Source organism: Micromonospora sp. NPDC049203 (genome assembly GCF_043197215.1).
Lineage (GTDB): Bacteria > Actinomycetota > Actinomycetes > Mycobacteriales > Micromonosporaceae > Micromonospora.
Genome location: NZ_JBICSV010000003.1, coordinates 562,445 through 587,297 on the forward strand (window position 1 = coordinate 562,445; position 24,853 = coordinate 587,297).

The window sequence follows — 24,853 nt, forward strand, 5'->3', positions numbered from 1 at the left end:
AGGAAACGACGAGGCCCCCGGCATCCGCCGGGGGCCTCGTCGCGTCCGCGGTGCCGGGACCGGTGCGCGGGATCCGGGGCATGATGGAGGGCATGACGACAGTGCCCGGGCCGGCGCCTGCCGTGCCGCAGGCGTACCGCCATCCGCACGATCCGGAGCCGGTCCGCTCCACCAAGGCCCGCGCGGTCTTCGCGCTCGGGCTGATCGGTGCGCTCACCGGGTGCTTCATCGGCGGCGCGGTGCCGGCGACCATCGCGCTCATGCTGGCCCGGCAGGCCCGCCGGGAGGCGTACGCCTCGGGTGGTTACCTCACCGGCGCGGACTGGCTGCGGCGCGGCGAGCAGATGGCGCGGACCGGCCTGGTGCTCACCGCCGCCGCGGTGGTCGCCGCGGTGGTGATCGGTGTGGTCCGGCACGCGGACGCCTCGTTCGGCCACGACTTCGCGCCGAACTTCGACTGACCCGGTGGGGGAGCGGGCCCGCGCCCGCCCACCCGGCCGTGATCGGCGACGGTAGCCTGGCCGGTGTCCGCCGCGCGGCGGGCGCGTGTGGACAGGAGGATCCCGTGACGGAACCGGCTGCGCCGGGAGGCGACCCGAACCGCCCCGGGCCGTACCCGCCGGGTCCCGCGTCCGCGCCCGCGCACCAACCGGCGTTCGGGGCGTACCCGGGGAGTCTGCCGGCGCACGGTGGCGGGTGGGCGGCGCCGGGGAGCGCGCCCGGCCACGGCGGCTGGCGTCCGCACGGCGGGCCGGCGCTTCCGCCGCCGCCGGCCGAGGCGCCCCGGCCGCCGAAGCGGGTCGACGCGGTGCCGGGTACGCCGTTCGGCGTGGTCCACCTCGACGTGCCGCCGGTCACCTCGGGCCTGGCCATCGGGTCGCTCGTCGCCGGGCTCGCCGCGATCGGGGTGTCGCTGCTGGTGCTGTGTTTCGGCCTGGCCGGCCGCAACGTCGGCGGCGCCTGGGCGGCGGGCGCGTTCACGGTGCTCGGCGGGTTGATCGGGGTCGGTGCGGTGGTGGCCGGCCTGCTCGCCCGGCGGCAGGTCCGGCGGCAGCCGCCGCCACCGGCGGTCCGGTTCACCGGCGCCGGCCTGGCCGTGGCCGGGATCTCCTGCGGCGCGGCGGGCCTGTTGTTCGGCCTGATCGGGCTCGCGCTGGCTCTGGTGGTGCAGATCACCTGAGGTCGTGTCCGCGACGCCTGCGGCCGGTGGCCGGGGTTGAGCGGTATGTCCGGGTGCCCGAAGGCCGGGCGGTCCCGGGGCCGCCCGGCCGCGCGACGGACGAGCCGGTACACTTGTCACTGTAGGTGCCCATCACCGGCGCATCGGCGACCCGGAGGCCGGGCGGCGGACCGCACAGCGGTCCTTCTCCGACCCATCCGTTTTGACCGGCGCGGCTGTGGTAGGTACTCTTTCCCCTTGTGCCCGGGCCCGCCCGGGCAATGCGTGCGTGCGCTGGAACCGGTCAGCCGGTGATCGCGCGATCGCACCACCAAGACCGAAGATCCGGTACGACGCCTCACGGCCGACACCGGGCCGTGACTCGGGCGACACGCCCGACCGCGGGTGCTGGGGTGCCGTCAGGCGGCCCTGGTTGGAATGTAGGAGAGCCGCCCATCCGGACGGCTGGAGCAGACGGCGCGGTCGCCTCGCAGCGGCCGAAGGGAGCGGAGAAACCCGGTGCCCACCATTCAGCAGTTGGTCCGAAAGGGCCGTCAGGCCAAGACGACCAAGACCAAGACCCCGGCGCTCAAGGGGTCTCCCCAGCGGCGCGGCGTGTGCACCCGCGTGTACACCACCACCCCGAAGAAGCCGAACTCGGCGCTGCGCAAGGTCGCTCGTGTCAAGCTCAGCAGCCAGATCGAGGTGACCGCCTACATCCCGGGCGTCGGCCACAACCTTCAGGAGCACTCGATCGTGCTCGTGCGCGGCGGTCGTGTGAAGGACCTGCCCGGCGTGCGGTACAAGATCGTGCGCGGCTCGCTGGACACCCAGGGTGTCCGCAACCGCAAGCAGGCTCGCAGCCGTTACGGCGCGAAGAAGGAGAAGAGCTGACATGCCGCGTAAGGGACCCGCTCCGCGGAAGCCGCTGGTCGCTGACCCGGTGTACAACTCGCCGCTGGTCACCCAGCTGGTGAACAAGATCCTGCTGCGCGGCAAGCGTCAGCTCGCCGAGCGCATCGTGTACGCCGCCCTGGAGGGCTGCCGCGAGAAGTCCGGCACCGATCCGGTCGTCACGCTCAAGCGCGCGATGGACAACGTCAAGCCGACCCTCGAGGTGCGCAGCCGCCGTGTCGGTGGCGCCACCTACCAGGTTCCGGTCGAGGTCCGGCCGTCCCGCGCGACCACGCTCGGTCTGCGCTGGCTGGTGACCTACTCCCGGGCCCGGCGCGAGAAGACCATGGTCGAGCGGCTGATGAACGAGCTGCTGGACGCGAGCAACGGCCTCGGCGCCGCCGTCAAGCGGCGTGAGGACACGCACAAGATGGCCGAGTCGAACAAGGCCTTCGCGCACTACCGCTGGTAACACCTGAGGTTCCGGCGCCCACCGGCGCCGGAACCGCCACCAGTTGTGTCGAGACGACGATAAGTAGGGATTGAAGTGGCCGCCGCAGACGCGCTCGCCAACGTACGCAACATCGGCATCATGGCCCACATCGATGCCGGTAAGACCACCACCACCGAGCGAATCCTGTTCTACACCGGCATCACGTACAAGATCGGTGAGGTCCACGAGGGCGCCGCCGTCATGGACTGGATGGAGCAGGAGCAGGAGCGCGGTATCACCATCACTTCCGCCGCCACCAAGTGCGAGTGGAAGGGCCACACGATCCAGATCATCGACACGCCCGGCCACGTCGACTTCACGGTCGAGGTCGAGCGGTCGCTGCGTGTTCTGGACGGTGCGGTCGCGGTCTACGACGGCGTGGCCGGCGTGGAGCCCCAGACGGAGAACGTCTGGCGGCAGGCGGACAAGTACAACGTCCCCCGGATGTGCTTCGTCAACAAGCTCGACCGGACCGGTGCCGACTTCTTCCGCTGCGTGCAGATGATGATCGACCGGCTCAACGCCACCCCGCTGGTCCTGCAGATCCCGATCGGCGCCGAGTCCGACTTCATCGGCGTGGTCGACCTGGTCGAGATGCGCGCGCTCACCTGGCGCGGCGAGACCCAGAAGGGTGAGGACTACGCGGTCGAGGAGATCCCGGCCGACCTCGCCGACTCCGCCGCCGAGTGGCGCGAGAAGCTGATGGAGACCCTCGCCGACGTCGACGACTCGGTGATGGAGAAGTACCTCGAGGGCGAGGAGATCTCGGTCGACGAGATCAAGGCCGCCATCCGCCGGGCCACCATCGCCGGCAAGGCCAACCCGGTCCTCACCGGTACCGCCTTCAAGAACAAGGGCATCCAGCCGATGCTGGACGCGGTCGTCGCGTACCTGCCCTCGCCGCTGGACATCCCGGCGATCGAGGGTACGGCCACCGACGGCGAGACCCCGCTGCAGCGGAAGCCCGCGGTCTCCGAGCCGTTCTCCGGCCTGGCCTTCAAGATCCAGACCGACAAGCACCTCGGCAAGCTGACGTACGTCCGGATCTACTCCGGCACGCTCGAGTCCGGTTCTCAGGTGATCAACTCCACCAAGGACCGCAAGGAGCGGATCGGCAAGATCTACCAGATGCACGCCAACAAGCGGGAGGAGCGCAGCTCCGCCCAGGCCGGCGACATCATCGCGGTGCAGGGTCTGAAGCAGACCACCACCGGTGACACCCTGTGCGACCCGGCGAACCCGGTCATCCTGGAGTCGATGACCTTCCCGGAGCCGGTCATCGAGGTGGCCATCGAGCCGAAGACCAAGGCCGACCAGGAGAAGCTCAGCACCGCCATCCAGCGGCTGGCCGAGGAGGACCCGACCTTCCGCGTCAAGCTGGACGACCAGACCGGTCAGACGGTCATCTCCGGCATGGGCGAGCTGCACCTGGACATCCTGGTCGACCGGATGCGCCGCGAGTTCAACGTCGAGGCGAACATCGGCAAGCCGCAGGTGGCGTACCGCGAGACCATCCGCCGCAAGGTGGAGAAGGTCGAGTACACCCACAAGAAGCAGACCGGTGGTTCCGGCCAGTACGCCCGCGTGATCATCAGCGTGGAGCCGCTGCCGCTCGGCAACGACGCCCCGACCTACGAGTTCGCCAACGCGGTGACCGGTGGCCGCATCCCCCGGGAGTTCATCCCCTCGGTGGACGCGGGTGCGCAGGACGCCATGCAGTACGGCATCCTCGCCGGCTTCCCCCTGGTGGGCGTCAAGCTCACCCTGGTGGACGGCCAGTACCACGAGGTCGACTCGTCGGAGATGGCGTTCAAGATCGCCGGCTCGATGGCGATGAAGGAGGCGGCCCGCAAGGCCGACCCCGCTCTCCTCGAGCCGATGATGGCCGTTGAAGTCACCACTCCTGAGGAGAACATGGGTGACGTCATCGGCGACCTCAACTCCCGGCGTGGCATCATCCAGGCGATGGAGGAGCGCAGCGGCGCTCGCGTCGTCCGGGCTCTGGTGCCGCTGTCGGAGATGTTCGGCTACGTCGGCGACCTGCGGTCGAAGACCCAGGGCCGGGCTAGCTACAGCATGCAGTTCGACTCCTACGCCGAGGTTCCGAACTCGGTGGCCAAGGAGATCATCGCCAAGGCGACGGGTGAGTGACACTCACCCTCGGCTGATCCGATGACACGGGGGCGGTCGCGGGAGGGTTCTCCCGCCCGCGGCCACCTCGATCGGATTGCGTGAGACCGGGCCTGTAGGCTTCATCGCCGCAGAACCCACAAAAGCTCTCCGGCCTTCCGGCCGGAAAGGCTGTCGACAGAGTCCTAAGCGCCGAACGGCGCGCCGGGGCGAACGAACCAAGAAAGTCCACAGGAGGACCCAGTGGCGAAGGCGAAGTTCGAGCGGACTAAGCCGCACGTCAACATCGGCACCATTGGTCACATCGACCACGGTAAGACGACGCTGACGGCGGCCATCACCAAGGTCCTGCACGACCAGTACCCGGACCTGAACCCGTACACGCCGTTCGACGAGATCGACAAGGCGCCGGAGGAGAAGGCCCGCGGCATCACGATCTCCATCGCGCATGTCGAGTACCAGACCGAGGCGCGTCACTACGCGCACGTCGACTGCCCCGGTCACGCCGACTACATCAAGAACATGATCACCGGTGCCGCGCAGATGGACGGCGCGATCCTGGTGGTGGCGGCGACCGACGGCCCGATGCCGCAGACCCGCGAGCACGTGCTGCTGGCCCGTCAGGTCGGTGTGCCGTACATCGTCGTGGCGCTCAACAAGAGCGACATGGTCGACGACGAGGAGCTCCTGGAGCTCGTCGAGCTTGAGGTCCGCGAGCTGCTCTCCTCGCAGGAGTACCCGGGTGACGACCTGCCGGTCGTGCGGGTCTCGGCGCTGAAGGCCCTGGAGGGCGACCCGGAGTGGACCGGGAAGCTCCTGGACCTGATGAACGCCGTGGACACCGCGATCCCGCAGCCGGAGCGCGAGACCGAGAAGCCGTTCCTCATGCCCATCGAGGACGTCTTCACGATCACCGGCCGCGGCACCGTGGTCACCGGTCGCGCCGAGCGCGGCATCCTCAAGCCGAACGAGGAGGTGGAGATCGTCGGCATCCGTGAGAAGTCGATGAAGACCACCTGCACCGGCATCGAGATGTTCCGCAAGCTGCTCGACGAGGCCCGCGCGGGTGAGAACGTCGGTCTGCTGCTGCGTGGCATCAAGCGCGAGGACGTCGAGCGCGGCATGGTCGTCATCAAGCCGGGCACCACGACCCCGCACACGGAGTTCGAGGCGACGGTCTACATCCTCTCCAAGGAGGAGGGCGGCCGGCACACCCCGTTCTTCCAGAACTACCGCCCGCAGTTCTACTTCCGGACCACGGACGTCACCGGCGTCGTCACGCTGCCTGAGGGCACCGAGATGGTCATGCCGGGCGACAACACCTCGATGACGGTGAAGCTGATCCAGCCCATCGCCATGGAGGAGAACCTGAAGTTCGCGATCCGCGAGGGTGGTCGTACGGTCGGCGCGGGTCGCGTCACCAAGATCATCAAGTGAGCTGGGTAACCCCGATTAGCGTCGCCGCCGGTCGTGCGGCATACTAGTCAGGTTGCGTAACGACAGTCGGTCGCCTGCGTCCGGTTAACGCTGGACCTCCGGGAGTCAGACTGTCTCGCGTAGGGTGGTTGATCGCCATCGGCGGTCAACCACCCTCGCGCGGCGTCCAGGTCGCGGTCCCCGCGATCGGCGCCATGACCCACCGCGTGGTCAGAGAATCGCTCCGGAGTCCCGGGGCGGAGCCTGGCCCACGGGCGCGACACGCCCGACCGCGGGGGTCGGCGGAAGTGGGCCTGTGCCAGCCGGTGCAGGCGCCCGCAACACAGCGGCATCGAGAGAAGGAACAGAAGCCACCATGGCGGGACAGAAGATCCGCATCCGGCTCAAGGCCTATGACCACGAGGTCGTCGACTCCTCGGCTCGGAAGATCGTCGAGACGGTGACGCGTACCGGGGCGCAGGTCGCTGGCCCGGTGCCGCTGCCCACGGAGATCAACCGTTTCTGCGTCATCCGCTCGCCGCACAAGTACAAGGACTCGCGCGAGCACTTCGAGATGCGTACGCACAAGCGTCTGATCGACATCATCGACCCGACCCCGAAGACGGTCGACTCGCTCATGCGCCTCGACCTGCCGGCTGGCGTCGACATCGAGATCAAGCTGTAGGGACCGGACAAATGGACAGGCAAGTCAAGGGGATCCTGGGCGCCAAGCTCGGCATGACCCAGGTCTGGGACAACAACAAGGTTGTGCCCGTGACCGTGGTTCAGGCCGGCCCGTGCGTCGTGAGCCAGGTTCGTAGCGCCGACAAGGACGGCTACTCCGCGGTCCAGCTGGCGTACGGGGTCATCGACCCGCGCAAGGTCAAGAAGCCGCTCGCCGGGCACTACGCCAAGGCGGACGTCGCGCCGCGCCGGCACATCGTCGAGCTGCGCACCTCCGACGCCGCGGACTACGCGCCGGGCCACGAGGTCACGGTCGAGGAGTTCCCGGCCGGCGTCGTGATCGACGTGACCGGAAAGACCAAGGGCAAGGGCTACGCCGGCCCGATGAAGCGGCACGGCTTCCACGGCCTGCGCGCCAGCCACGGTGTCGAGCGCAAGCACCGCTCGCCCGGCTCGATCGGCGCCTGCGCGACCCCGGGTCGCGTCTTCAAGGGCACCCGGATGGCGGGCCGGATGGGTGGCGTGCGCTACACCGTCCAGAACCTGACCGTCCAGGCGGTCGACACCGAGAACAACCTCCTGCTCGTCCGCGGTGCCATCCCCGGCCCGAAGGGCGCGCTGGTCCTGGTCCGCACCGCGGCCAAGGCGAAGGTGAAGAAGGGCGGTGCGGCCAAGTGACCACCGTTGACGTCATCAACGTCGAAGGCGCCAAGAGCGGCTCCGTCGAGCTGCCGGCCGACATCTTCGACGCGCAGGCCAACATCGCCCTGATGCACCAGGTCGTGGTGGCCCAGCTCGCGGCGGCCCGTCAGGGTACGCACAAGACGAAGACCCGCGGCGAGGTCTCCGGTGGAGGCAAGAAGCCGTACAAGCAGAAGGGCACCGGTCGTGCCCGCCAGGGCTCGACCCGCGCGCCGCAGTTCGCCGGCGGTGGCGTGGTCCACGGCCCGGTGCCGCGCGACTACAGCCAGCGCACCCCGAAGAAGATGAAGGCCGCCGCCCTGCGTGGCGCCCTCTCCGACCGGGCCCGCGCCGGCCAGGTGCACGTCGTCGAGGCGTTCGTCTCCGGCGAGAAGCCGTCCACCAAGGCGGCCCTGGCCACGCTGACCAAGCTCACCGAGGCCCGTCGGGTCCTGGTCGTGCTGAGCAGCACCGACGAGCTGAACTGGGTGTCGCTGCGGAACCTGCGCAACGCGCGGGACAGCCGGGTGCACCTGATCGAGGCCGGCCAGCTCAACACCTACGACGTGCTGGTGGCCGACGACGTGGTCTTCACGAAGGAGGCCCTGGACGAGTTCCTGGGCGTGCCCGCCGAGACCACCGAGGAGGATGGCAAGTGAGCACGATCGCCGATCCGCGTGACGTCATCGTCGCGCCGGTCGTCTCGGAGAAGAGCTACAGCGAGCTGAACCGCAACTGGTACACCTTCCTGGTGCACCCGGACGCCAACAAGACCGAGATCAAGATCGCTATCCAGCAGATCTTCAACGTCCGCGTCCTGACGGTCAACACGCTCAACCGCGAGGGCAAGCGCAAGCGGACCCGTACCGGGTTCGGCAAGCGCAAGGACACCAAGCGCGCGATGGTGAAGCTGGCTGACGGTGACCGTATCGAGGCCTTCGGCGGCCCGGTCAGCTGAGGGGTGTAGACAATGGCTATCCGTAAGTACAAGCCGACGACGCCGGGCCGGCGTGGCTCGAGCGTTGCCGACTTCGCCGAGATCACCCGGTCGACGCCGGAGAAGTCGCTGCTGGCTCCGCTGCCGAAGAAGGGCGGACGCAACGCCCACGGCCGGATCACCACGCGGCACCACGGTGGCGGCCACAAGCGCCAGTACCGTCTGATCGACTTCAAGCGGGTCGACAAGGACGGCGTGCCGGCGAAGGTCGCTCACATCGAGTACGACCCGAACCGCACCGCGCGCATCGCGCTGCTGCACTACGCCGACGGCGAGAAGCGCTACATCATCGCGCCGAAGGACCTGAAGCAGGGCGACCGCGTCGAGTCCGGTCCGGGCGCCGACATCAAGCCGGGCAACAACCTGCCGCTGCGCAACATCCCGGTCGGTACCACCATCCACAACGTGGAGCTGCGCCCGGGCGGCGGCGCCAAGCTGGCCCGCTCGGCCGGCGTCGGCATCCAGCTGCTCGGCCGTGAGGGCGCGTACGCGACCCTGCGTATGCCGTCCGGTGAGATCCGGCGTGTGGACGTGCGCTGCCGCGCCAGCATCGGCGAGATCGGCAACGCCGACCAGTCGAACATCAACTGGGGTAAGGCCGGCCGGATGCGGTGGAAGGGCAAGCGCCCGACCGTCCGTGGTGTCGCCATGAACCCGGTCGACCACCCGCACGGTGGTGGTGAGGGTAAGACCTCCGGTGGTCGCCACCCGGTCAACCCGCAGGGTAAGCCCGAGGGCCGCACCCGTCGTAAGGGCCAGCCGAGCGACCGGCTGATCGTCCGCCGCCGCTACGCCACGCGTAAGCGCGGCTGAGGGAGATAAGACATGCCTCGCAGCCTGAAGAAGGGCCCGTTCGTCGACGACCACCTGCTCAAGAAGGTGGAGACGCAGAACGACAAGGGCTCGAAGAACGTCATCAAGACCTGGTCGCGCCGCTCGACGATCATCCCGGAGATGCTGGGTCACACGATCGCCGTGCACGACGGACGTAAGCACGTCCCGGTCTTCGTGACCGAGGCCATGGTCGGGCACAAGCTCGGCGAGTTCGCGCTGACCCGCACGTTCAAGGGTCACGAGAAGGACGACCGGAAGAGCCGCCGGCGCTGACGCCGCGGGCATACGGATAGAGGAACAAGGGGTTACAGCGATGCCAGGAAAGGGCGACGCTCCGGTGCTTCCGGGCGCGCGGGCGGTTGCGCGGCACGTGCGCATCTCGCCGATGAAGGCGCGCCGGGTGGTCAACCTCGTCCGCGGCCTGCCCGCGAAGGAGGCGCTCACGGTGCTGCAGTTCGCGCCGCAGGCTGCGAGCGAGCAGGTGTACAAGGTGCTCGCGAGCGCGATCGCCAACGCGGAGAACAACGAGCGGCTGGACCCCGACGCGCTGCTCGTCAGCGAGGCGTTCGTCGACGAGGGCCCGACCATGAAGCGGTTCCGGCCGCGGGCGCAGGGCCGGGCGTACCGGATCCGCAAGCGCACGTGCCACATCACCGTGGCGGTCGAGGCGGTCGCGGCGGCCACGCCGAAGAAGTCGGCTAAGAAGGCCGCTCCGGCCAAGCCGGCGGCTGAGGAGCAGAGCACGACGGAGGGTGCCGAGTAATGGGTCAGAAGGTTCACCCGACCGGGTTCCGGCTCGGCATCTCGACCGACTGGAAGTCCCGCTGGTTCGCGGACAAGCTCTACAAGGACTACATCGGCGAGGACGTCAAGATCCGCCGGATGATGTCCAAGGGCCTTGAGCGCGCCGGCATCTCCAAGGTCGACATCGAGCGCACCCGCGACCGGGTCCGCGTCGACATCCACACCGCCCGGCCGGGCATCGTCATCGGCCGTAAGGGTGCGGAGGCCGACCGGATCCGCGGCGAGCTGGAGAAGCTCACCGGCAAGCAGGTCCAGCTGAACATCATCGAGGTCAAGAACCCCGAGTCGGACGCGCAGCTGGTCGCCCAGGGCGTCGCCGAGCAGCTCTCCAGCCGGGTCAGCTTCCGTCGGGCCATGCGCAAGGCGATGCAGTCCGCGATGAAGAACCCGGCCTGCAAGGGCATCCGGGTTCAGGTCTCGGGCCGTCTCGGCGGCGCCGAGATGAGCCGGACCGAGTTCTACCGCGAGGGCCGGGTTCCGCTGCACACGCTGCGGGCCAACATCGAGTACGGCTTCTTCGAGGCCCGTACCACCTTCGGCCGGATCGGCGTGAAGGTCTGGATCTACAAGGGCGACGCCGTCCCGGGCCGCGAGGCCCCGGCCGAGGCCGCCCCGTCGCGCGGCCCGCGCCGTGACCGTGGCGACCGGCCGGACCGGCCGCGCCGTGGCCGCTCGGGCTCGTCCGGTACGACCGCCGGTGGCACCGAGGCCGGCCGGGCTGCCGCGACCACCATCGCGCAGCAGGCGGAGACGCCGGCCGGTGACCCGGTCGACGCCGGCGCCGTGGCGGCAGCCGCGACCCAGCCGGCAGAACAGCAGCAGGAGGGCTGACAGATGCTGATGCCGCGCAAGCCCCCGAAGGGCTTCCGCAAGCCGCACCACCCGGACCGCAGTGGCGCGTCCAAGGGTGGTAACCGGGTGGTGTTCGGCGAGTTCGGGATCCAGGCTCTCGAGCCGGCGTACGTGACCAACCGCCAGATCGAGTCGGCGCGTATCGCGATGACCCGCCACATCAAGCGTGGTGGCAAGGTCTGGATCACGATCTTCCCGGACCAGGCCCTCACCAAGAAGCCGGCCGAGACCCGGATGGGTTCCGGTAAGGGTTCGCCCGAGTGGTGGGTCGCCAACGTCAAGCCGGGGCGGGTCCTCTTCGAGATGTCCTTCCCCAACGAGCAGATCGCGCGAGAGGCGATGCGTCGCGCGATCCACAAGCTCCCGATGAAGTGCCGCATTGTTACGCGCGAAGTGGGTGAATCCTGATGGCAGCGGGCGTCAAGTCCTCCGAGCTGCGTGAGCTCTCCGAAGAGGAGCTGGTCACGAAGCTGCGCGAGGCGAAGGCGGAGCTGTTCAACCTCCGCGTGCAGGCCGCAACCGGGCAGCTGGACAACAACCGGCGGCTGCAGGTCATCCGTCGGGAGATCGCCCGGATCTACACGATCATGCGTGAGCGTGAGCTGGGTCTCTCGGCCGCGCCGACTGAGGTGACTGCATCATGAGTGAGAACACCACCGCCCCCGCGCGGGCCCGCCGCAAGGTTCGTGAGGGCCTCGTGGTCAGCGACAAGATGGACAAGACCGTCGTGGTCGAGGTCGAGGACCGGGTCAAGCACGCGCTGTACGGCAAGATCATGCGTCGTACGCGCAAGCTGAAGGTCCACGACGAGCAGAACGCGGCCGGCATCGGCGACCGCGTCCTGATCATGGAGACCCGGCCGCTGTCCGCCACCAAGCGCTGGCGGATCGTGGAGATCCTCGAGAAGGCCAAGTAGCGAAGGCTCGAGCTCGGCCGGTCTCGGTCGGGCGCAGGTTCCGCCAGGCTCCGGCCGCCCCGAGCGGCCGGAGAACCGGCAGACATAGGAGATAGACGTGATTCAGCAGGAGTCGCGACTGCGCGTCGCCGACAACACGGGTGCCCGGGAGATCCTGTGCATCCGGGTGCTCGGCGGCTCCGGTCGGCGCTACGCGAGCATCGGCGACGTCATCGTGGCCACCGTCAAGGACGCGATCCCCGGTGCCGGTGTGAAGAAGGGCGACGTCGTCAAGGCCGTCGTCGTTCGGACCGCCAAGGAGAAGCGGCGGCCGGACGGGTCGTACATCCGCTTCGACGAGAACGCCGCCGTCATCATCAAGGACGGTGGGGACCCGCGCGGTACCCGCATCTTCGGCCCGGTGGGCCGGGAGCTGCGGGACAAGCGGTTCATGAAGATCATCTCTCTCGCGCCGGAGGTGTTGTGACCGTGAAGGTCAAGAAGGGCGACACGGTCGTCGTCATCGCCGGCAAGGACAAGGGTGCCAAGGGCAAGGTCATCGCGGCCTACCCGCGGCAGGACAAGGTCCTGGTCGAGGGCGTGAACCGGGTCAAGAAGCACACCCGCATCAGCACCACCCAGCGTGGCGCCAAGACCGGTGGCATCGTCACCCAGGAGGCCCCGATCCACGTCTCGAACGTGATGGTCCTGGACTCCGACGGCAAGCCGACCCGCGTCGGCTACCGGATCGACGACAACGGCCAGAAGGTCCGCATCGCGCGTAGCACCGGTAAGGACCTCTGATGACCACGGCTACCGAAACCAAGACCCTGCCGCGCCTCAAGGAGCGGTACCGCAACGAGATCGTGGGCGAGCTGCAGAAGCAGTTCGAGTTCGCCAACCCGATGCAGGTGCCGCGGCTGGTCAAGATCGTCGTCAACATGGGTGTCGGCGAGGCCGCTCGCGACGCCAAGCTGATCGACGGGGCCGTCCGCGACCTGGCCACCATCACCGGCCAGAAGCCGCAGGTCCGGCGGGCCACCAAGTCCATCGCGCAGTTCAAGCTCCGCGAGGGCATGCCGATCGGCGCGAAGGTCACCCTCCGCGGCGACCGGATGTGGGAGTTCCTGGACCGGCTGCTCTCGATCGCGCTGCCGCGTATCCGTGACTTCCGCGGCCTGGACGGGCGCAAGCTCGACGGGCACGGCAACTACACGTTCGGTCTGACCGAGCAGTCGGTGTTCCACGAGATCGACCAGGACAAGATCGATCGCCAGCGGGGCATGGACATCACGGTGGTCACGACCGCCACGACCGACGACGAGGGCCGGGCGCTGCTCAAGCTCCTGGGCTTCCCGTTCAAGGAGAACTGAGATGGCCAAGAAGGCGCTGATCCTCAAGGCGGCCGCGAAGCCGAAGTTCTCGGTTCGCGCGTACACCCGCTGCCAGCGGTGCGGGCGTCCGAAGGCGGTCTACCGCAAGTTCGGTCTCTGCCGGGTGTGCATCCGGGAGATGGCCCACCGCGGTGAGCTGCCCGGCGTGTCCAAGGCTTCCTGGTAATAGCCCGGCGCGCTCCGGCGCGTCAGCTGAACTGTCTCTTCGCCGTAGGCCCCGGGCCTGGTCCGGGGAACCCCGGCGAGAAAGGTTGACGAGTTTTCATGACGATGACCGACCCGATCGCAGACATGCTCACGCGTCTGCGTAACGCCAACCAGGCGTACCACGACCGGGTGACGATGCCGTACTCGAAGATCAAGGCGAACATCGCCGAGGTCCTCAAGGCCGAGGGCTACATCGCCACCTGGTCGGTCGAGGAGCCCGAGGAGGGCGCCGTCGGCAAGCGACTGGTCGTCGAGCTGAAGTACGGCCAGAACCGCGAGCGGAGCCTGGCCGGCATCAAGCGCGTGTCCAAGCCCGGCCTCCGGGTGTACGCCAAGTCGGACGGGCTCCCGCGGGTGCTCGGTGGACTGGGCGTGGCGATCATTTCGACGTCCCAGGGGCTGCTCACCGACCGGCAGGCCCGCAAGCGGAGCGTTGGCGGGGAAGTCCTCGCCTTCGTCTGGTAACGGGAGACAGGTAGAAATGTCGCGTATTGGACGTAAGTCGATCCCGGTACCTGCCGGCGTCGACATCACGATCGACGGCCGGACCGTCAAGGTCAAGGGCCCCAAGGGCGAGCTGAGCCACGTGCTGGCCGAGCCGATCACGGCGGAGCGGGGCGAGGACGGCGAGCTGCACGTCAACCGGCCCAACGACGAGCGCAAGGCCAAGGAGCTGCACGGCCTGAGCCGTACGCTGGTGGCCAACATGATCGTCGGGGTCACCGAGGGCTACCGCAAGAGCCTGGAGATCGCCGGCACCGGTTACCGCGTGACCGCCAAGGGCAAGGACCTGGAGTTCGCGCTCGGGTTCTCGCACCCGGTCCTCGTGCCGGCGCCGGACGGCATCACCTTCACCGTCGAGAAGCCGACGCTGTTCCACGTCGCCGGCATCGACAAGCAGCAGGTCGGTGAGGTCGCCGCCAACATCCGGAAGATCCGTCCGCCGGAGCCCTACAAGGGCAAGGGCGTGAAGTACCAGGGCGAGGTCATCCGCCGCAAGGCTGGAAAGGCAGGTAAGAAGTGAGCGCCACGCTGCTCAAGCGCCGCCGCGGCGTCGCCGCCAAGCGTGCCGTCGGGCGTGCGCGTCGGCACTTCCGGGTCCGCAAGAACGTCAGCGGCACCGCCGACCGTCCCCGCCTCGTCGTCACCCGCTCCCTGCGGCACATGGTGGCCCAGGTCGTGGACGACACCAAGGGTCACACCCTGGCGTCGGCCTCGACCATGGACGCCTCGCTGCGCGGCGCCGAGGGCGACAAGAGCGCCCTGGCCGGCAAGGTCGGCGCCCTGCTCGCCGAGCGTGCCAAGGCCGCCGGCGTCTCGAAGGTCGTCTTCGACCGCGGTGGCAACCGGTACGCGGGGCGTGTCGCCGCGCTCGCCGACGCCGCCCGCGAAGCCGGGCTCGAGTTCTAGAAACCCCGTCACGAGAGAGAAGGAAGGCTGCTGATGCCAGGTCAACAGCGCCGTGGCGGCGGGTCCGGTGGCAACGAGGGTGGTCGCCGCGACAACCGCCGTGAGGGCGGCCGCGGAAACGCGCCCGTCGAGAAGACCCCGCACCTCGAGCGGGTCGTCGCGATCAACCGCGTCGCCAAGGTCGTGAAGGGTGGTCGTCGCTTCAGCTTCACCGCCCTCGTGATCGTGGGCGACGGCGACGGCACCGTCGGTGTGGGCTACGGAAAGGCCAAGGAGGTGCCCGCGGCGATCGCCAAGGGTGTCGAGGAGGCCAAGAAGCACTTCTTCAAGGTGCCGCGGATCGGCCAGTCGATCCCGCACCCGGTCACGGGCGAGGACGCCGCCGGTGTGGTGCTGCTCAAGCCGGCCTCCGCCGGTACGGGTGTCATCGCCGGTGGCCCGGTGCGTGCCGTGCTGGAGTGCGCGGGCATCCACGACGTGCTCTCCAAGAGCCTCGGCTCGTCCAACCCGATCAACATCGTGCACGCCACGGTGGCGGCCCTGAAGGGGCTCGAGTCCCCGGAGCAGGTCGCGGCCCGTCGTGGTCTGCCGGTCGAGGACGTCGCGCCGGCCGCCATGCTGGCGTCGCGGGCGGGGGTGGCGTCCTGATGGCACGCCTGAAGGTCACCCAGGTCCGGTCCGAGATCGGGACCAAGAAGAACCAGCGTGACTCGCTGCGTTCGCTCGGTCTCAAGCGGATCAACGACGTGGTGGTCAAGGAGGACCGGCCGGAGATCCGCGGCATGATCTTCACGGTCAACCACCTCGTGAAGGTCGAGGAGGTCGAGTAATGACGATCAAGGTGCACCACCTGCGTCCGGCTCCGGGTGCCAAGACCGACAAGACCCGTGTGGGTCGCGGTGAGGGCTCGAAGGGCAAGACCGCCGGTCGCGGTACCAAGGGTTCCAAGGCCCGGAAGAACATCTCGCCGGCGTTCGAGGGTGGGCAGATGCCCATCCACATGCGCCTGCCGAAGATGAAGGGCTTCAAGAACAAGTTCAAGGTCGTGTTCCAGGTGGTCAACCTGGACCGGCTGGCCGAGCTGTTCCCGAACGGCGGCCAGGTCGGCCCGGTCGAGCTGGTCGAGGCCGGCGCGGTCCGCAAGGGTCACCCGGTCAAGGTGCTCGGCACGGGCGACCTCGGTGGCGTGTCTCTCCAGGTCTCGGCGCACGCGTTCAGCGCGTCGGCCAAGGAGAAGATCACCGCTGCCGGTGGCTCGGTCACGGAGCTGTAAGGCGATGTCCACGGCGCCCGCTCAGTTGTTCGCAACTGGGCGGGCGCCATGGTCTACCGGCCACGTGTGCGCCGGGTAACATCGGATTCGGTTTATGTAGCCGGGCACATCTGCCCGGACCGGGGCCGGGCTGTTAGAGTCCGTTCCCAGCCATGGATACCGGACACTCCGTCCGGCACCACCCCGCCCCGCCAGGGATTCGTCACCGGCGGCCCGCGTCGCGCAGGAGGAAGAAGTTGCTGTCCGCCTTTCTCAGTGCGTTCCGTACGCCTGACCTGCGCAAGAAGCTGCTGTTCACAGTAGGCATCATCGCGGTCTACCGGCTGGGCGCCACGCTGCCCAGCCCGGGCGTCTCGTACGGCAACGTGCAGAAGTGCCTCGACACGATCCAGGGCGGCAGCACTGGCGTGCTGAACCTGCTGGATCTCTTCTCCGGTGGCGCTCTGCTCCAGCTCTCGGTCTTCGCGCTGGGCATCATGCCCTACATCACCGCGTCGATCATCCTGCAGCTGCTGACGGTGGTGATCCCGCGCCTGGAGCAGCTCCGCAAGGAGGGCCAGGCCGGGCAGGCCAAGATCACGCAGTACACCCGCTACCTGACGCTGGGCCTGGGCATCCTCCAGTCCTCGGCGTTCGTGGCGCTGGCCCGCTCCGGGCAGCTGTTCAACAACCAGTGCGACCAGTTCCCGATCGTGCCCAAGGGCACCGGCATCCCGGACTGGCTGACGCTGACCATCCTGGTCATGACCATGACCGCCGGCACCGGCGTGGTGATGTGGCTGGGTGAGCTGATCACCGACCGGGGCGTCGGCAACGGCATGTCCGTGCTGATCTTCACCTCGATCGCGGCCCGGCTCCCCAGCGAGGGCTGGAAGATCAAGACCACGAAGGGCTGGGGGATGTTCCTCCTGGTCATCGCCCTGGTCCTGCTGGTCATCACGGCTGTCACCTTCATCGAGCAGGCACAGCGCCGGATCCCGGTGCAGTACGCCAAGCGCATGATCGGCCGGCGGATGTACGGCGGCACGTCCACCTACATCCCGCTCAAGGTGAACCAGGCCGGCGTCATCCCGGTCATCTTCGCCTCGTCGCTGCTCTACCTGCCTCAGCTCGCGCTGCAGTTCTTCGATCAGAACGACCCGGGCAAGGTCCAGGCGTGGATCCAGAACCACATCGTGAAGGCGAGCGCGCCGGAGCACATCGCGATCTACTTCCTGCTGATCATCTTCTTCACGTACTTCTACGTGTCGATCACGTTCAACCCGACCGAGGTCGCGGACAACATGAAGAAGTACGGCGGCTTCGTGCCGGGCATCCGCCCCGGCAAGCCGACCGCCGAGTACCTCGACTTCATCCTCAGCCGGATCACCCTGCCGGGTGCGCTCTACCTGGGTATCGTCGCGATCCTGCCGAACTTCTTCTTCATCTGGCTGGACAACCAGCAGTTCCAGAACTTCCCGTTCGGCGGCACCGCTGTGCTCATCATGGTCGGCGTCGGTCTGGAGACCGTGAAGCAGATCGAGAGCCAACTCATGCAGCGGAACTACGAAGGGTTCCTGCGGTAGATGCGACTCGTTCTGGTTGGCCCGCCGGGCGCGGGCAAAGGCACACAGGCGGAGTTCATCGCCGCGCACCTCTCGGTGCCGAAGATCTCGACCGGTGACATATTCCGGGCGAACGTCTCCCAGGGCACGCCGCTGGGCGTCGAGGCCAAGCGCTACATGGACGCGGGCAAGCTGGTCCCGGACGAGGTCACCATCAACATGGTGCGGGACCGGCTCGCCGAGCCGGACGCGAGCGAGGGCTTCCTGCTCGACGGCTTCCCGCGGACCACGCCGCAGGCCGCCGCGCTGGACAAGCTCCTCGCCGACCTCGGCACCGCGCTGGACCTGGTGCTGGAGCTCGTCGTCGACGACGACGAGGTGATCCGGCGGCTGTCCGGCCGGCGTACCTGCCGGGGCTGCGGCAAGATCTGGCACGTCGAGTTCGACGCGACCAGCCGGGAGGGCATCTGCGACCGCTGCGGCGCGGAGCTGTTCCAGCGGGACGACGACAAGCCGGAGACCATCGCGGCCCGGCTGCGGGAGTACGCCGAGAAGACCGCGCCGCTGGTCGACTACTACGGCGCCCAGGGCAAGCTGGTCGGCATCGACGCGACCGGCCCGGTGGAGGACGTCACCGTCCGCGCCATCGACGCGCTGCGCTCGTACGGCGGCTGAGGTCCCACCCACCACCCGACGGATAGAGTGCGAGCAGCGGGGTACGTGCGACGTGCCCCGCTGCTCCGCGTACGCGCGACGAAAGGTAATCACCACCATGCGCCGTCCCCAGCTGGACATCCAGCTGAAGACCCCCGAGCAGATCGAGCTGATGCGGGCCGCCGGTCTGGTCGTCGCCCGTGCCCTGCGCCGGATGCGGGAGGCGGTGGCGCCGGGCGTGTCGACGGCTGACCTGGACGCGATCGCCGAGTCGACCATCCGCGAGGCGGGTGCCGTGCCCTCGTTCAAGGGCTACCACGGCTTCCCGGCGTCGATCTGCTCCTCGGTCAACCAGCAGGTGGTGCACGCCATCCCGTCGCCCCAGCAGGTGCTGCGCGAGGGCGACCTGATCTCGATCGACTGCGGGGCGGTGCTGGACGGCTGGCACGGCGACGCGGCGGTCACGGTGCCGGTCGGCGAGGTCGACCCGGCGCTGCTGCGGATGACGGCGGTGGCCGAGGACGCCATGTGGGCCGGGATCGCCGCCGCGGCGCGTGGTGCGGCCTCCGGCAAGGGGCGGCTCACCGACATCTCCCACGCGGTCGAGAGCGCGGTCCGCAAGGGCGGCCGGTACGGCATCGTCGACGGCTACGGCGGCCACGGCATCGGCACCGAGATGCACCAGGACCCGCACGTGCTCAACCACGGGCGTCCCGGCAAGGGCCCGCGCCTCGTGCCGGGCATGGCGCTCGCGATCGAGCCGATGATCACGATGGGTTCGCCGCGTACCGTCGAACTGTCCGACGGCTGGACCGTGGTGACCCGGGACGGGTCGATGGCGGTGCACGTCGAGCACTCGATGGCGTTGCTTGACGACGGCGTGTGGGTGCTGACCGCCGAGGACGGCGGCCGGGCCCGCCTGGGCGACCTGGTGACCGCGCGGCAGACCTCCGTCGACTCCCCGGCCGCCTGACCGGCGGGTTTCGCCCGCCCGCGTGGCGGGGCACGCCGTGCCTGGCTGGCGGTCGGATGCCATGCTTGCTCCCATGGAGGAGCGCAACCGGATGCGAGCGGCCGACGTGGATCGGGAGGCCACCGCGGAGCAACTCCGGGCGGCGCTTAACGAGGGCCGGCTCGACCTGCACGAGTACGACGAGCGGCTGCGCCGGACGTACGCGTCGAAGACCTACGGCGAGCTGGACGAGCTGCTGACCGATCTGCCCGGCACCGGGCCGGCGGGGCGTCCCCTGCCGGTGCCCCGCGCGGCCGGGGAGAGCGCCGTGACGCCCCCGCGGGCCGCCCCGGCCCCGGTGGACCCGGGCGGTGCGCGCGGCGCCTGGCTGCTGGGGCTCTGGGGGCCCTGGCTCAAGGTGGGCCTGATCCTCACCGCGATCTGGTTCGTGTCCCAGCTCGGTGAGGGTGAGTTCGACGACTACTGGCCGCTCTGGGTGCTCGGCCCGTGGGGCGCCGTGGTGCTCTACCAGACCGCGCAGGGGCTCGCCACCGGGGTGCCGGAGCGGGACGCCGAGCGCAGGCGGCGCAAGCGGGTCGAACGGGATGCCCGGCGAGCGGCGAAGCGGGAGCTGCCCGACGCGTGACCTGCGTCATATCTGAGTCGTCCGGGTGACCGTCGCGCCGGTCGGTTTGGCGAGCGCGTGCGGGTCGGCGTACACTTTCAGATCGGCGCACAGCGTCCACTCCGCCATGCCCACCCTGCGCTTCGGTGGGAGTCGGAGCCGCGGCTGGCGCGGGTTTTCTGATCTTGGTCAGTTCACCCGTGTAAGACGTTGTGGGCCGTCCGGAGCAACCGACGTCAGGACAGCGGAGTACATGCCGAAAAAAGACGGAGCCATCGAGATCGAGGGTCGGGTCATCGAGCCCCTGCCGAACGCCATGTTCCGGGTGGAGCTCGCGAACGGCCACAAGGTGCTGGCTCACATCAGCGGCAAGATGCGGCAGCACTACATCCGCATCCTGCCGGAGGACCGGGTCGTCGTCGAACTCTCGCCGTACGACCTGACCCGCGGGCGCATCGTCTACCGCTACAAGTAAGCCTGACGGCGGCCGGGACGTTCCCGTGTCCGTCTTCGACGTCCGGGTCGCGCTGCGTCGCGTCTCCGGGCCAGATGGGAAGTAAGGCAACCGTGAAGGTCAAGCCGAGCGTCAAGAGGATCTGCAACAAGTGCCGGGTGATCCGCCGGCACGGCCGGGTCATGGTCATCTGCACCGACCCGCGCCACAAGCAGCGCCAGGGCTGACGCCCCACACATCACCAACTCGCCCCAGCCGCGGTTGGTACGCAGTGCGTACCCCTCGTGGTTGACCCCCGGTCGGAGGCCGGGGCCCGCTCGGGCAGCGACCGGTCCCGGTCGCCGGCGTCGTCGACGCCGGAAGGACAGGGACGGTCGGTAGCGGGGTGGGGCGGGTCCACACCTCCGCCACAACATCACGAGGAGTACGCCCGCACATGGCACGTCTAGTCGGCGTGGATCTCCCCCGCGAGAAGCGGATGGAGATCGCGCTCACCTACATCTTCGGGGTCGGTCGCACCCGCGCCCTGGAGACGCTCGCCGCGACCGGCATCTCGCCGGACAAGCGCGTTCGGGACCTCACGGACGAGGAGCTCGTCGAGCTCCGGAACCACATCGAGGGCAACTACAAGGTTGAGGGTGACCTGCGCCGCGAGGTCGCCGCTGACATCCGCCGCAAGGTCGAGATCGGCTGCTACGCCGGTATCCGGCACCGCCGTGGTCTGCCCGTGCGTGGCCAGCGCACCAAGACCAACGCGCGGACCCGGAAGGGCCCGAAGCGGACCGTGGCCGGCAAGAAGAAGCCCGGCAAGAAGTAACTAGGAGCGCACAGACTTATGCCACCGAAGGCTCGTGCCGGAGCCGCCGTCAAGAAGGTCCGGCGCAAGGAACGCAAGAACGTCGCCCACGGGCAGGCGCACATCAAGAGCACCTTCAACAACACCATCGTGTCCATCACGGACCCGACCGGTGCGGTCATCTCCTGGGCCTCGTCCGGCCAGGTGGGCTTCAAGGGCTCCCGCAAGTCGACTCCGTTCGCCGCGCAGCTCGCCGCCGAGGCCGCCGCGCGCCGCGCGATGGAGCACGGCATGCGCAAGGTCGACGTGTTCGTCAAGGGTCCCGGCTCCGGCCGGGAGACCGCCATCCGTTCGCTGCAGGCAGTGGGCCTCGAGGTCGGGCAGATCTCCGACGTCACGCCGCAGCCGCACAACGGTTGCCGTCCGCCGAAGCGTCGCCGGGTCTGAGAGGTTAGAGAGAGATGGCTCGTTACACCGGTGCTGACTGCCGCCGTTGCCGGCGGGAGAAGATGAAGCTGTTCCTCAAGGGCAGCAAGTGCGATGGCCCGAAGTGCCCGTTCGAGTCCCGGCCGTTCCCGCCCGGGCAGCACGGCCGCGGCCGCACGAAGGAGACGGAGTACCTGCTCCAGCTCCGTGAGAAGCAGAAGGCCCGTCGTGTCTACGGCGTGCTGGAGAAGCAGTTCCGCGGCTACTACGAAGAGGCCGTGAGCAAGGAAGCTAAGACCGGTGAGGTCCTGCTGCAGATCCTCGAGTCGCGGCTGGACAACGTGGTCTACCGGGCCGGCTACGCCAAGTCCCGGGACATGGCCCGTCAGCTGGTCAAGCACGGTCACTTCACGGTGAACGGCAAGAAGGTCGACATCCCGTCGTACCGCGTCAAGGAGCACGACATCGTCGAGGTGCGTGCGAAGAGCAAGGAGCTCACCCCGTTCCTCGTGGCGCAGGGTGAGGCCGGCTCGCGGACCGTTCCGGCGTGGCTGGAGGCGATCCCGAGCCAGATGAAGATCCTCGTGCACTCGCTCCCGGCCCGCCAGGTGATCGACACCCAGGTCCAGGAGCAGCTGATCGTCGAGCTCTACTCCAAGTAAGGGCTCGTTGCGGTGGCCCGTCCTCCGGGGCGGGCCACCGGAACAGTTGTGTCGTGGGCGTCAAATAGCGGGCGCCCCGGAAGAGAAGAGAAAAGATGCTCATCAGCCAGCGACCGTCTCTCTCCGAAGAGTCGATCAACGAGACCCGCTCCCGGTTCACCATCGAGCCGCTGGAGCCCGGCTTCGGTTACACCCTGGGCAACTCGCTGCGGCGTACGCTGCTGTCGTCCATCCCGGGTGCGGCTGTCACCTCGATCAAGATCGACGGTGTGCTGCACGAGTTCACCACGATCCCCGGGGTCAAGGAGGACGTGGTCGAGCTCGTCATGAACATCAAGGAGCTGTGCGTCAGCTCCGAGCACGACGAGCCGGTCAGCATGTACCTGCGCAAGCAGGGCCCGGGCGACGTGACCGCCGGTGACATCCAGCCCCCGGCCGGTGTCTCGGTGCACAACCCGGACCTGAAGCTCGCCACCCTCAACGGCAAGGGCCGGCTCGACATGGAGCTGACCGTCGAGCGGGGGCGCGGCTACGTCACGGCGGCGCAGAACAAGCAGGCGGGTGCCGAGATCGGCCGGATCCCGGTCGACTCGATCTACTCGCCGGTGCTCAAGGTGACGTACCGGGTCGAGGCGACCCGTGTCGAGCAGCGGACCGACTTCGACCGGCTGATCATCGACGTCGAGACCAAGCCGTCGATGGGCCCGCGTACCGCGCTGGCCTCGGCCGGCTCGACGCTGGTGGAGCTGTTCGGGCTCGCCCGCGAGCTGGACGAGACGGCCGAGGGCATCGACATCGGGCCGTCCCCGCAGGACGCCCAGCTGGCTGCGGACCTGGCCCTGCCGATCGAGGAGCTGGACCTGACCGTCCGCTCCTACAACTGCCTCAAGCGCGAGGGCATCAACTCCGTTGGTGAGCTCATCGGGCGTACCGAGGCCGACCTCCTCGACATCCGCAACTTCGGTCAGAAGTCGATCGACGAGGTCAAGATGAAGCTCGCCGGGATGGGCCTGGGGCTGAAGGACTCGGCTCCGAACTTCGACCCGGCGCACGTCGTGGACGCCTTCGGCGAGGCCGACTACGACACCGACGACTACCGCGAGACCGAGCAGCTCTAGTCCGCGCTGCCGCCACACCTGAGGAGCACCAAGCATGCCCACGCCCACCAAGGGCCCCCGCCTCGGCGGCAGCCCCGCGCACGAGCGGCTGATGCTGGCCAACCTGGCCACCGCGCTGTTCCAGCACGGCAAGATCCAGACCACCGAGACGAAGGCCCGGCGGCTGCGTCCGCTGGCCGAGCAGCTCATCACCAAGGCCAAGCGCGGCGACCTCGCCTCGCGCCGCCGGGTGCTGGGCGTCGTCAAGGACAAGGACGTGGTCTACGCCCTGTTCGACCAGATCGCGCCCCGGTACGCCAACCGCAACGGTGGCTACACCCGGATCGTGAAGACCGGTCCGCGCAAGGGTGACGCCGCTCCGATGGCGATCATCGAGCTGGTGGAGGAGCTTCAGGTCGCCGAGCCGAAGGCGAACAAGAAGACCGCCGCCCGCAAGGCCGCCCAGCAGGACAAGGTCGAGGCCCTGGCCCCGGCCGAGGAGACCCCGCGCTCCAGCGCCGGTGACCAGGACGCCGAGGCGCCGGTCTCCGCGTCCGGTGACACCGCCGCCGCCCGTGAGGACAGCGACGAGGCCACCGAGAACGACAAGGCCTGAGATCAGGCTCGACCGGGCCCGGCATCCCCTCGGGGGTGCCGGGCCCGTCGCCGTCGACAGGAGGTACGAGGTGGACGAGCGGACCCGGCTGCGGCTGGACGTCTCGTACGACGGCACGGACTTCTCCGGCTGGGCGCCCCAGCCGACCCGGCGCACAGTGGCCGGCGTGCTCATGCAGACGCTGGACCTGGTGCTCGGCGTGGGCACGGCCACCGGGCTGACAGTGGCCGGGCGCACCGATGCCGGGGTGCACGCCACCGGGCAGGTCTGCCACCTCGACCTGCCGACTCCCGTGTGGCGGGAGCACGAGGGGCGGCTGCTGCGCCGGCTGGCCCGGCTGCTGCCGCCGGACGTCCGGGTACGCGCGATGACCGAGGTGCCGGTCGACTTCGACGCCCGGTTCTCGGCCACGTTCCGGCGCTACGAGTACCGGGTCACCGATGCCCCGTGGGGTGCCGAGCCGCTGCGCTGCGGCGACACCCTCGCCTGGCCGAAGCCCCTGGACCTGGCGGCGCTGAACGCCTCCGCCGCCGGGCTGGTGGGCGAGCACGACTTCGCCGCGTACTGCCGACGCAAGGAGAACGCGACCACGCTGCGCGAGGTGACCCGGCTGGACTGGCGGCGTGACCCGGACGGCATCCTGGTCGCCACCGTGCAGGCCGACGCGTTCTGCCAGAACATGGTGCGCAGCCTGGTCGGGGCGATGCTGGTGGCCGGCGACGGGCGGCGGCCGGTCCAGTGGCCCGCCGGTCTGCTGACCCGCCGCGAACGCTCCAGCGAGGTGACTGTGGCGCCCGCGCACGGTCTCGCCCTGGTCGCTGTGGGCTACCCGGCCGACCCGGCCGAGTACGCCCGCCGCGCCGAGGAGACCCGCCGGTTGCGGGTGCCGGTGGCCGAGGGCTGA

General features: G+C 69.0%; 39 protein-coding genes. All 39 read left to right on the forward strand.

The features are described 5' to 3' along the window. Positions 1-92 precede the first annotated feature (92 nt). The 39 genes from ACGFIA_RS11665 to truA all read left to right on the forward strand — a co-directional run bounded on the left by ACGFIA_RS11665 (position 93) and on the right by truA (position 24,853). Positions 93-461: a hypothetical protein gene (locus ACGFIA_RS11665; protein ID WP_393259728.1), complete on the forward strand. Its 369-nt coding sequence runs from the start codon at positions 93-95 to the stop codon at positions 459-461. 347 nt (positions 462-808) lie between these two features. Further along, positions 809-1,180, forward strand: a complete 372-nt coding sequence (locus ACGFIA_RS11670) for a hypothetical protein (RefSeq protein WP_393259867.1) — start codon at positions 809-811, stop codon at positions 1,178-1,180. Positions 1,181-1,678: 498 nt separating this feature from the next. After that, entirely contained in the window at positions 1,679-2,053 is a 375-nt protein-coding gene (gene rpsL / locus ACGFIA_RS11675) for a 30S ribosomal protein S12 (RefSeq protein WP_007465318.1), read from the forward strand. Between the two features lies 1 nt (position 2,054). Further along, positions 2,055-2,525 carry a 30S ribosomal protein S7 gene (gene rpsG, locus ACGFIA_RS11680; RefSeq protein ID WP_013288637.1) on the forward strand — a complete coding sequence of 157 codons (471 nt, stop codon included), beginning with the start codon at positions 2,055-2,057 and terminating at the stop codon, positions 2,523-2,525. A 75-nt stretch (positions 2,526-2,600) separates the two neighbouring features. Beyond that, on the forward strand, positions 2,601-4,697 hold the full coding sequence (gene fusA / locus ACGFIA_RS11685) for an elongation factor G (protein ID WP_357383535.1): 2,097 nt from the start codon (positions 2,601-2,603) through the stop codon (positions 4,695-4,697). A 222-nt stretch (positions 4,698-4,919) separates the two neighbouring features. Beyond that, positions 4,920-6,113 carry an elongation factor Tu gene (gene tuf / locus ACGFIA_RS11690; RefSeq protein WP_013288635.1) on the forward strand — a complete coding sequence of 398 codons (1,194 nt, stop codon included), beginning with the start codon at positions 4,920-4,922 and terminating at the stop codon, positions 6,111-6,113. Positions 6,114-6,468: 355 nt separating this feature from the next. Then, entirely contained in the window at positions 6,469-6,777 is a 309-nt protein-coding gene (gene rpsJ / locus ACGFIA_RS11695) for a 30S ribosomal protein S10 (RefSeq protein WP_007073037.1), read from the forward strand. 11 nt (positions 6,778-6,788) lie between these two features. Continuing rightward, positions 6,789-7,454 (forward strand): 50S ribosomal protein L3, encoded by a 666-nt coding sequence (gene rplC / locus ACGFIA_RS11700; protein ID WP_357383537.1) that lies wholly within the window; start codon positions 6,789-6,791, stop codon positions 7,452-7,454. Further along, positions 7,451-8,116: a 50S ribosomal protein L4 gene (rplD, locus tag ACGFIA_RS11705; RefSeq protein WP_135242074.1), complete on the forward strand. Its 666-nt coding sequence runs from the start codon at positions 7,451-7,453 to the stop codon at positions 8,114-8,116. Before rplC ends, rplD begins: the two co-directional genes overlap by 4 nt. After that, positions 8,113-8,415, forward strand: a complete 303-nt coding sequence (gene rplW, locus ACGFIA_RS11710; RefSeq protein ID WP_013288632.1) for a 50S ribosomal protein L23 — start codon at positions 8,113-8,115, stop codon at positions 8,413-8,415. The genes rplD and rplW overlap by 4 nt, the downstream gene beginning before the upstream one ends. 12 nt (positions 8,416-8,427) lie before the next feature. After that, complete coding sequence (gene rplB / locus ACGFIA_RS11715) at positions 8,428-9,267, forward strand: 50S ribosomal protein L2 (protein WP_013288631.1); 840 nt, start codon at positions 8,428-8,430, stop codon at positions 9,265-9,267. A 12-nt stretch (positions 9,268-9,279) separates the two neighbouring features. Beyond that, complete coding sequence (gene rpsS / locus ACGFIA_RS11720; protein WP_007073032.1) at positions 9,280-9,561, forward strand: 30S ribosomal protein S19; 282 nt, start codon at positions 9,280-9,282, stop codon at positions 9,559-9,561. A gap of 40 nt (positions 9,562-9,601) precedes the next feature. Further along, positions 9,602-10,051 carry a 50S ribosomal protein L22 gene (gene rplV / locus ACGFIA_RS11725; protein ID WP_013288630.1) on the forward strand — a complete coding sequence of 150 codons (450 nt, stop codon included), beginning with the start codon at positions 9,602-9,604 and terminating at the stop codon, positions 10,049-10,051. Next, the gene (gene rpsC, locus ACGFIA_RS11730; RefSeq protein WP_318335719.1) at positions 10,051-10,923 is read left to right on the forward strand and encodes a 30S ribosomal protein S3; all 873 of its coding nucleotides are present in this window, start codon (positions 10,051-10,053) and stop codon (positions 10,921-10,923) included. Before rplV ends, rpsC begins: the two co-directional genes overlap by 1 nt. Before the next feature lie 3 nt (positions 10,924-10,926). Next, positions 10,927-11,352: a 50S ribosomal protein L16 gene (gene rplP, locus ACGFIA_RS11735; protein WP_007465292.1), complete on the forward strand. Its 426-nt coding sequence runs from the start codon at positions 10,927-10,929 to the stop codon at positions 11,350-11,352. Continuing rightward, positions 11,352-11,588, forward strand: coding sequence for a 50S ribosomal protein L29 (rpmC, locus tag ACGFIA_RS11740; protein ID WP_357383541.1), 237 nt, complete (start codon positions 11,352-11,354; stop codon positions 11,586-11,588). Before rplP ends, rpmC begins: the two co-directional genes overlap by 1 nt. Next, positions 11,585-11,860, forward strand: coding sequence for a 30S ribosomal protein S17 (rpsQ, locus tag ACGFIA_RS11745; RefSeq protein ID WP_357383543.1), 276 nt, complete (start codon positions 11,585-11,587; stop codon positions 11,858-11,860). Before rpmC ends, rpsQ begins: the two co-directional genes overlap by 4 nt. 97 nt (positions 11,861-11,957) lie before the next feature. Further along, on the forward strand, positions 11,958-12,326 hold the full coding sequence (gene rplN / locus ACGFIA_RS11750; protein WP_007073026.1) for a 50S ribosomal protein L14: 369 nt from the start codon (positions 11,958-11,960) through the stop codon (positions 12,324-12,326). Further along, on the forward strand, positions 12,323-12,643 hold the full coding sequence (rplX, locus tag ACGFIA_RS11755; protein WP_013288626.1) for a 50S ribosomal protein L24: 321 nt from the start codon (positions 12,323-12,325) through the stop codon (positions 12,641-12,643). Before rplN ends, rplX begins: the two co-directional genes overlap by 4 nt. After that, entirely contained in the window at positions 12,643-13,212 is a 570-nt protein-coding gene (rplE, locus tag ACGFIA_RS11760; RefSeq protein ID WP_013288625.1) for a 50S ribosomal protein L5, read from the forward strand. The genes rplX and rplE overlap by 1 nt, the downstream gene beginning before the upstream one ends. A 1-nt stretch (position 13,213) precedes the next feature. Next, positions 13,214-13,399 carry a type Z 30S ribosomal protein S14 gene (locus tag ACGFIA_RS11765; RefSeq protein WP_007073023.1) on the forward strand — a complete coding sequence of 62 codons (186 nt, stop codon included), beginning with the start codon at positions 13,214-13,216 and terminating at the stop codon, positions 13,397-13,399. A gap of 98 nt (positions 13,400-13,497) precedes the next feature. Next, entirely contained in the window at positions 13,498-13,905 is a 408-nt protein-coding gene (gene rpsH, locus ACGFIA_RS11770; protein ID WP_013288624.1) for a 30S ribosomal protein S8, read from the forward strand. Between the two features lie 16 nt (positions 13,906-13,921). Beyond that, entirely contained in the window at positions 13,922-14,464 is a 543-nt protein-coding gene (rplF, locus tag ACGFIA_RS11775) for a 50S ribosomal protein L6 (RefSeq protein WP_018784558.1), read from the forward strand. Continuing rightward, entirely contained in the window at positions 14,461-14,850 is a 390-nt protein-coding gene (gene rplR, locus ACGFIA_RS11780) for a 50S ribosomal protein L18 (protein WP_357383547.1), read from the forward strand. Before rplF ends, rplR begins: the two co-directional genes overlap by 4 nt. A 33-nt stretch (positions 14,851-14,883) precedes the next feature. Further along, positions 14,884-15,498 (forward strand): 30S ribosomal protein S5, encoded by a 615-nt coding sequence (gene rpsE, locus ACGFIA_RS11785; RefSeq protein ID WP_013288621.1) that lies wholly within the window; start codon positions 14,884-14,886, stop codon positions 15,496-15,498. Next, a complete protein-coding gene (gene rpmD, locus ACGFIA_RS11790; RefSeq protein WP_013473693.1) occupies positions 15,498-15,680 on the forward strand; it encodes a 50S ribosomal protein L30 in 183 nt (60 codons plus the stop codon). Before rpsE ends, rpmD begins: the two co-directional genes overlap by 1 nt. After that, the gene (rplO, locus tag ACGFIA_RS11795; RefSeq protein ID WP_018784561.1) at positions 15,680-16,123 is read left to right on the forward strand and encodes a 50S ribosomal protein L15; all 444 of its coding nucleotides are present in this window, start codon (positions 15,680-15,682) and stop codon (positions 16,121-16,123) included. Before rpmD ends, rplO begins: the two co-directional genes overlap by 1 nt. Before the next feature lie 236 nt (positions 16,124-16,359). Beyond that, the gene (gene secY, locus ACGFIA_RS11800) at positions 16,360-17,688 is read left to right on the forward strand and encodes a preprotein translocase subunit SecY (protein WP_357383550.1); all 1,329 of its coding nucleotides are present in this window, start codon (positions 16,360-16,362) and stop codon (positions 17,686-17,688) included. Continuing rightward, positions 17,689-18,342 (forward strand): adenylate kinase, encoded by a 654-nt coding sequence (locus ACGFIA_RS11805; protein WP_030501603.1) that lies wholly within the window; start codon positions 17,689-17,691, stop codon positions 18,340-18,342. A 97-nt stretch (positions 18,343-18,439) separates the two neighbouring features. Further along, the gene (gene map, locus ACGFIA_RS11810) at positions 18,440-19,294 is read left to right on the forward strand and encodes a type I methionyl aminopeptidase (RefSeq protein ID WP_357383552.1); all 855 of its coding nucleotides are present in this window, start codon (positions 18,440-18,442) and stop codon (positions 19,292-19,294) included. Positions 19,295-19,385: 91 nt separating this feature from the next. Next, the gene (locus ACGFIA_RS11815) at positions 19,386-19,919 is read left to right on the forward strand and encodes a DUF1707 domain-containing protein (RefSeq protein ID WP_357472040.1); all 534 of its coding nucleotides are present in this window, start codon (positions 19,386-19,388) and stop codon (positions 19,917-19,919) included. Positions 19,920-20,151: 232 nt separating this feature from the next. Then, positions 20,152-20,373 (forward strand): translation initiation factor IF-1, encoded by a 222-nt coding sequence (gene infA, locus ACGFIA_RS11820; RefSeq protein ID WP_007073013.1) that lies wholly within the window; start codon positions 20,152-20,154, stop codon positions 20,371-20,373. A 92-nt stretch (positions 20,374-20,465) separates the two neighbouring features. Continuing rightward, on the forward strand, positions 20,466-20,579 hold the full coding sequence (rpmJ, locus tag ACGFIA_RS11825) for a 50S ribosomal protein L36 (protein ID WP_012184307.1): 114 nt from the start codon (positions 20,466-20,468) through the stop codon (positions 20,577-20,579). Between the two features lie 209 nt (positions 20,580-20,788). Further along, on the forward strand, positions 20,789-21,169 hold the full coding sequence (gene rpsM / locus ACGFIA_RS11830) for a 30S ribosomal protein S13 (RefSeq protein WP_013288614.1): 381 nt from the start codon (positions 20,789-20,791) through the stop codon (positions 21,167-21,169). Between the two features lie 18 nt (positions 21,170-21,187). Next, positions 21,188-21,595 carry a 30S ribosomal protein S11 gene (gene rpsK / locus ACGFIA_RS11835; protein WP_013288613.1) on the forward strand — a complete coding sequence of 136 codons (408 nt, stop codon included), beginning with the start codon at positions 21,188-21,190 and terminating at the stop codon, positions 21,593-21,595. 14 nt (positions 21,596-21,609) lie between these two features. Beyond that, positions 21,610-22,236: a 30S ribosomal protein S4 gene (rpsD, locus tag ACGFIA_RS11840; protein WP_073828936.1), complete on the forward strand. Its 627-nt coding sequence runs from the start codon at positions 21,610-21,612 to the stop codon at positions 22,234-22,236. 95 nt (positions 22,237-22,331) lie between these two features. Further along, positions 22,332-23,354, forward strand: a complete 1,023-nt coding sequence (locus ACGFIA_RS11845) for a DNA-directed RNA polymerase subunit alpha (protein ID WP_007073009.1) — start codon at positions 22,332-22,334, stop codon at positions 23,352-23,354. Positions 23,355-23,388: 34 nt separating this feature from the next. Then, on the forward strand, positions 23,389-23,949 hold the full coding sequence (gene rplQ / locus ACGFIA_RS11850) for a 50S ribosomal protein L17 (protein WP_013288611.1): 561 nt from the start codon (positions 23,389-23,391) through the stop codon (positions 23,947-23,949). A 70-nt stretch (positions 23,950-24,019) separates the two neighbouring features. Beyond that, positions 24,020-24,853 carry a tRNA pseudouridine(38-40) synthase TruA gene (truA, locus tag ACGFIA_RS11855; RefSeq protein WP_393259739.1) on the forward strand — a complete coding sequence of 278 codons (834 nt, stop codon included), beginning with the start codon at positions 24,020-24,022 and terminating at the stop codon, positions 24,851-24,853.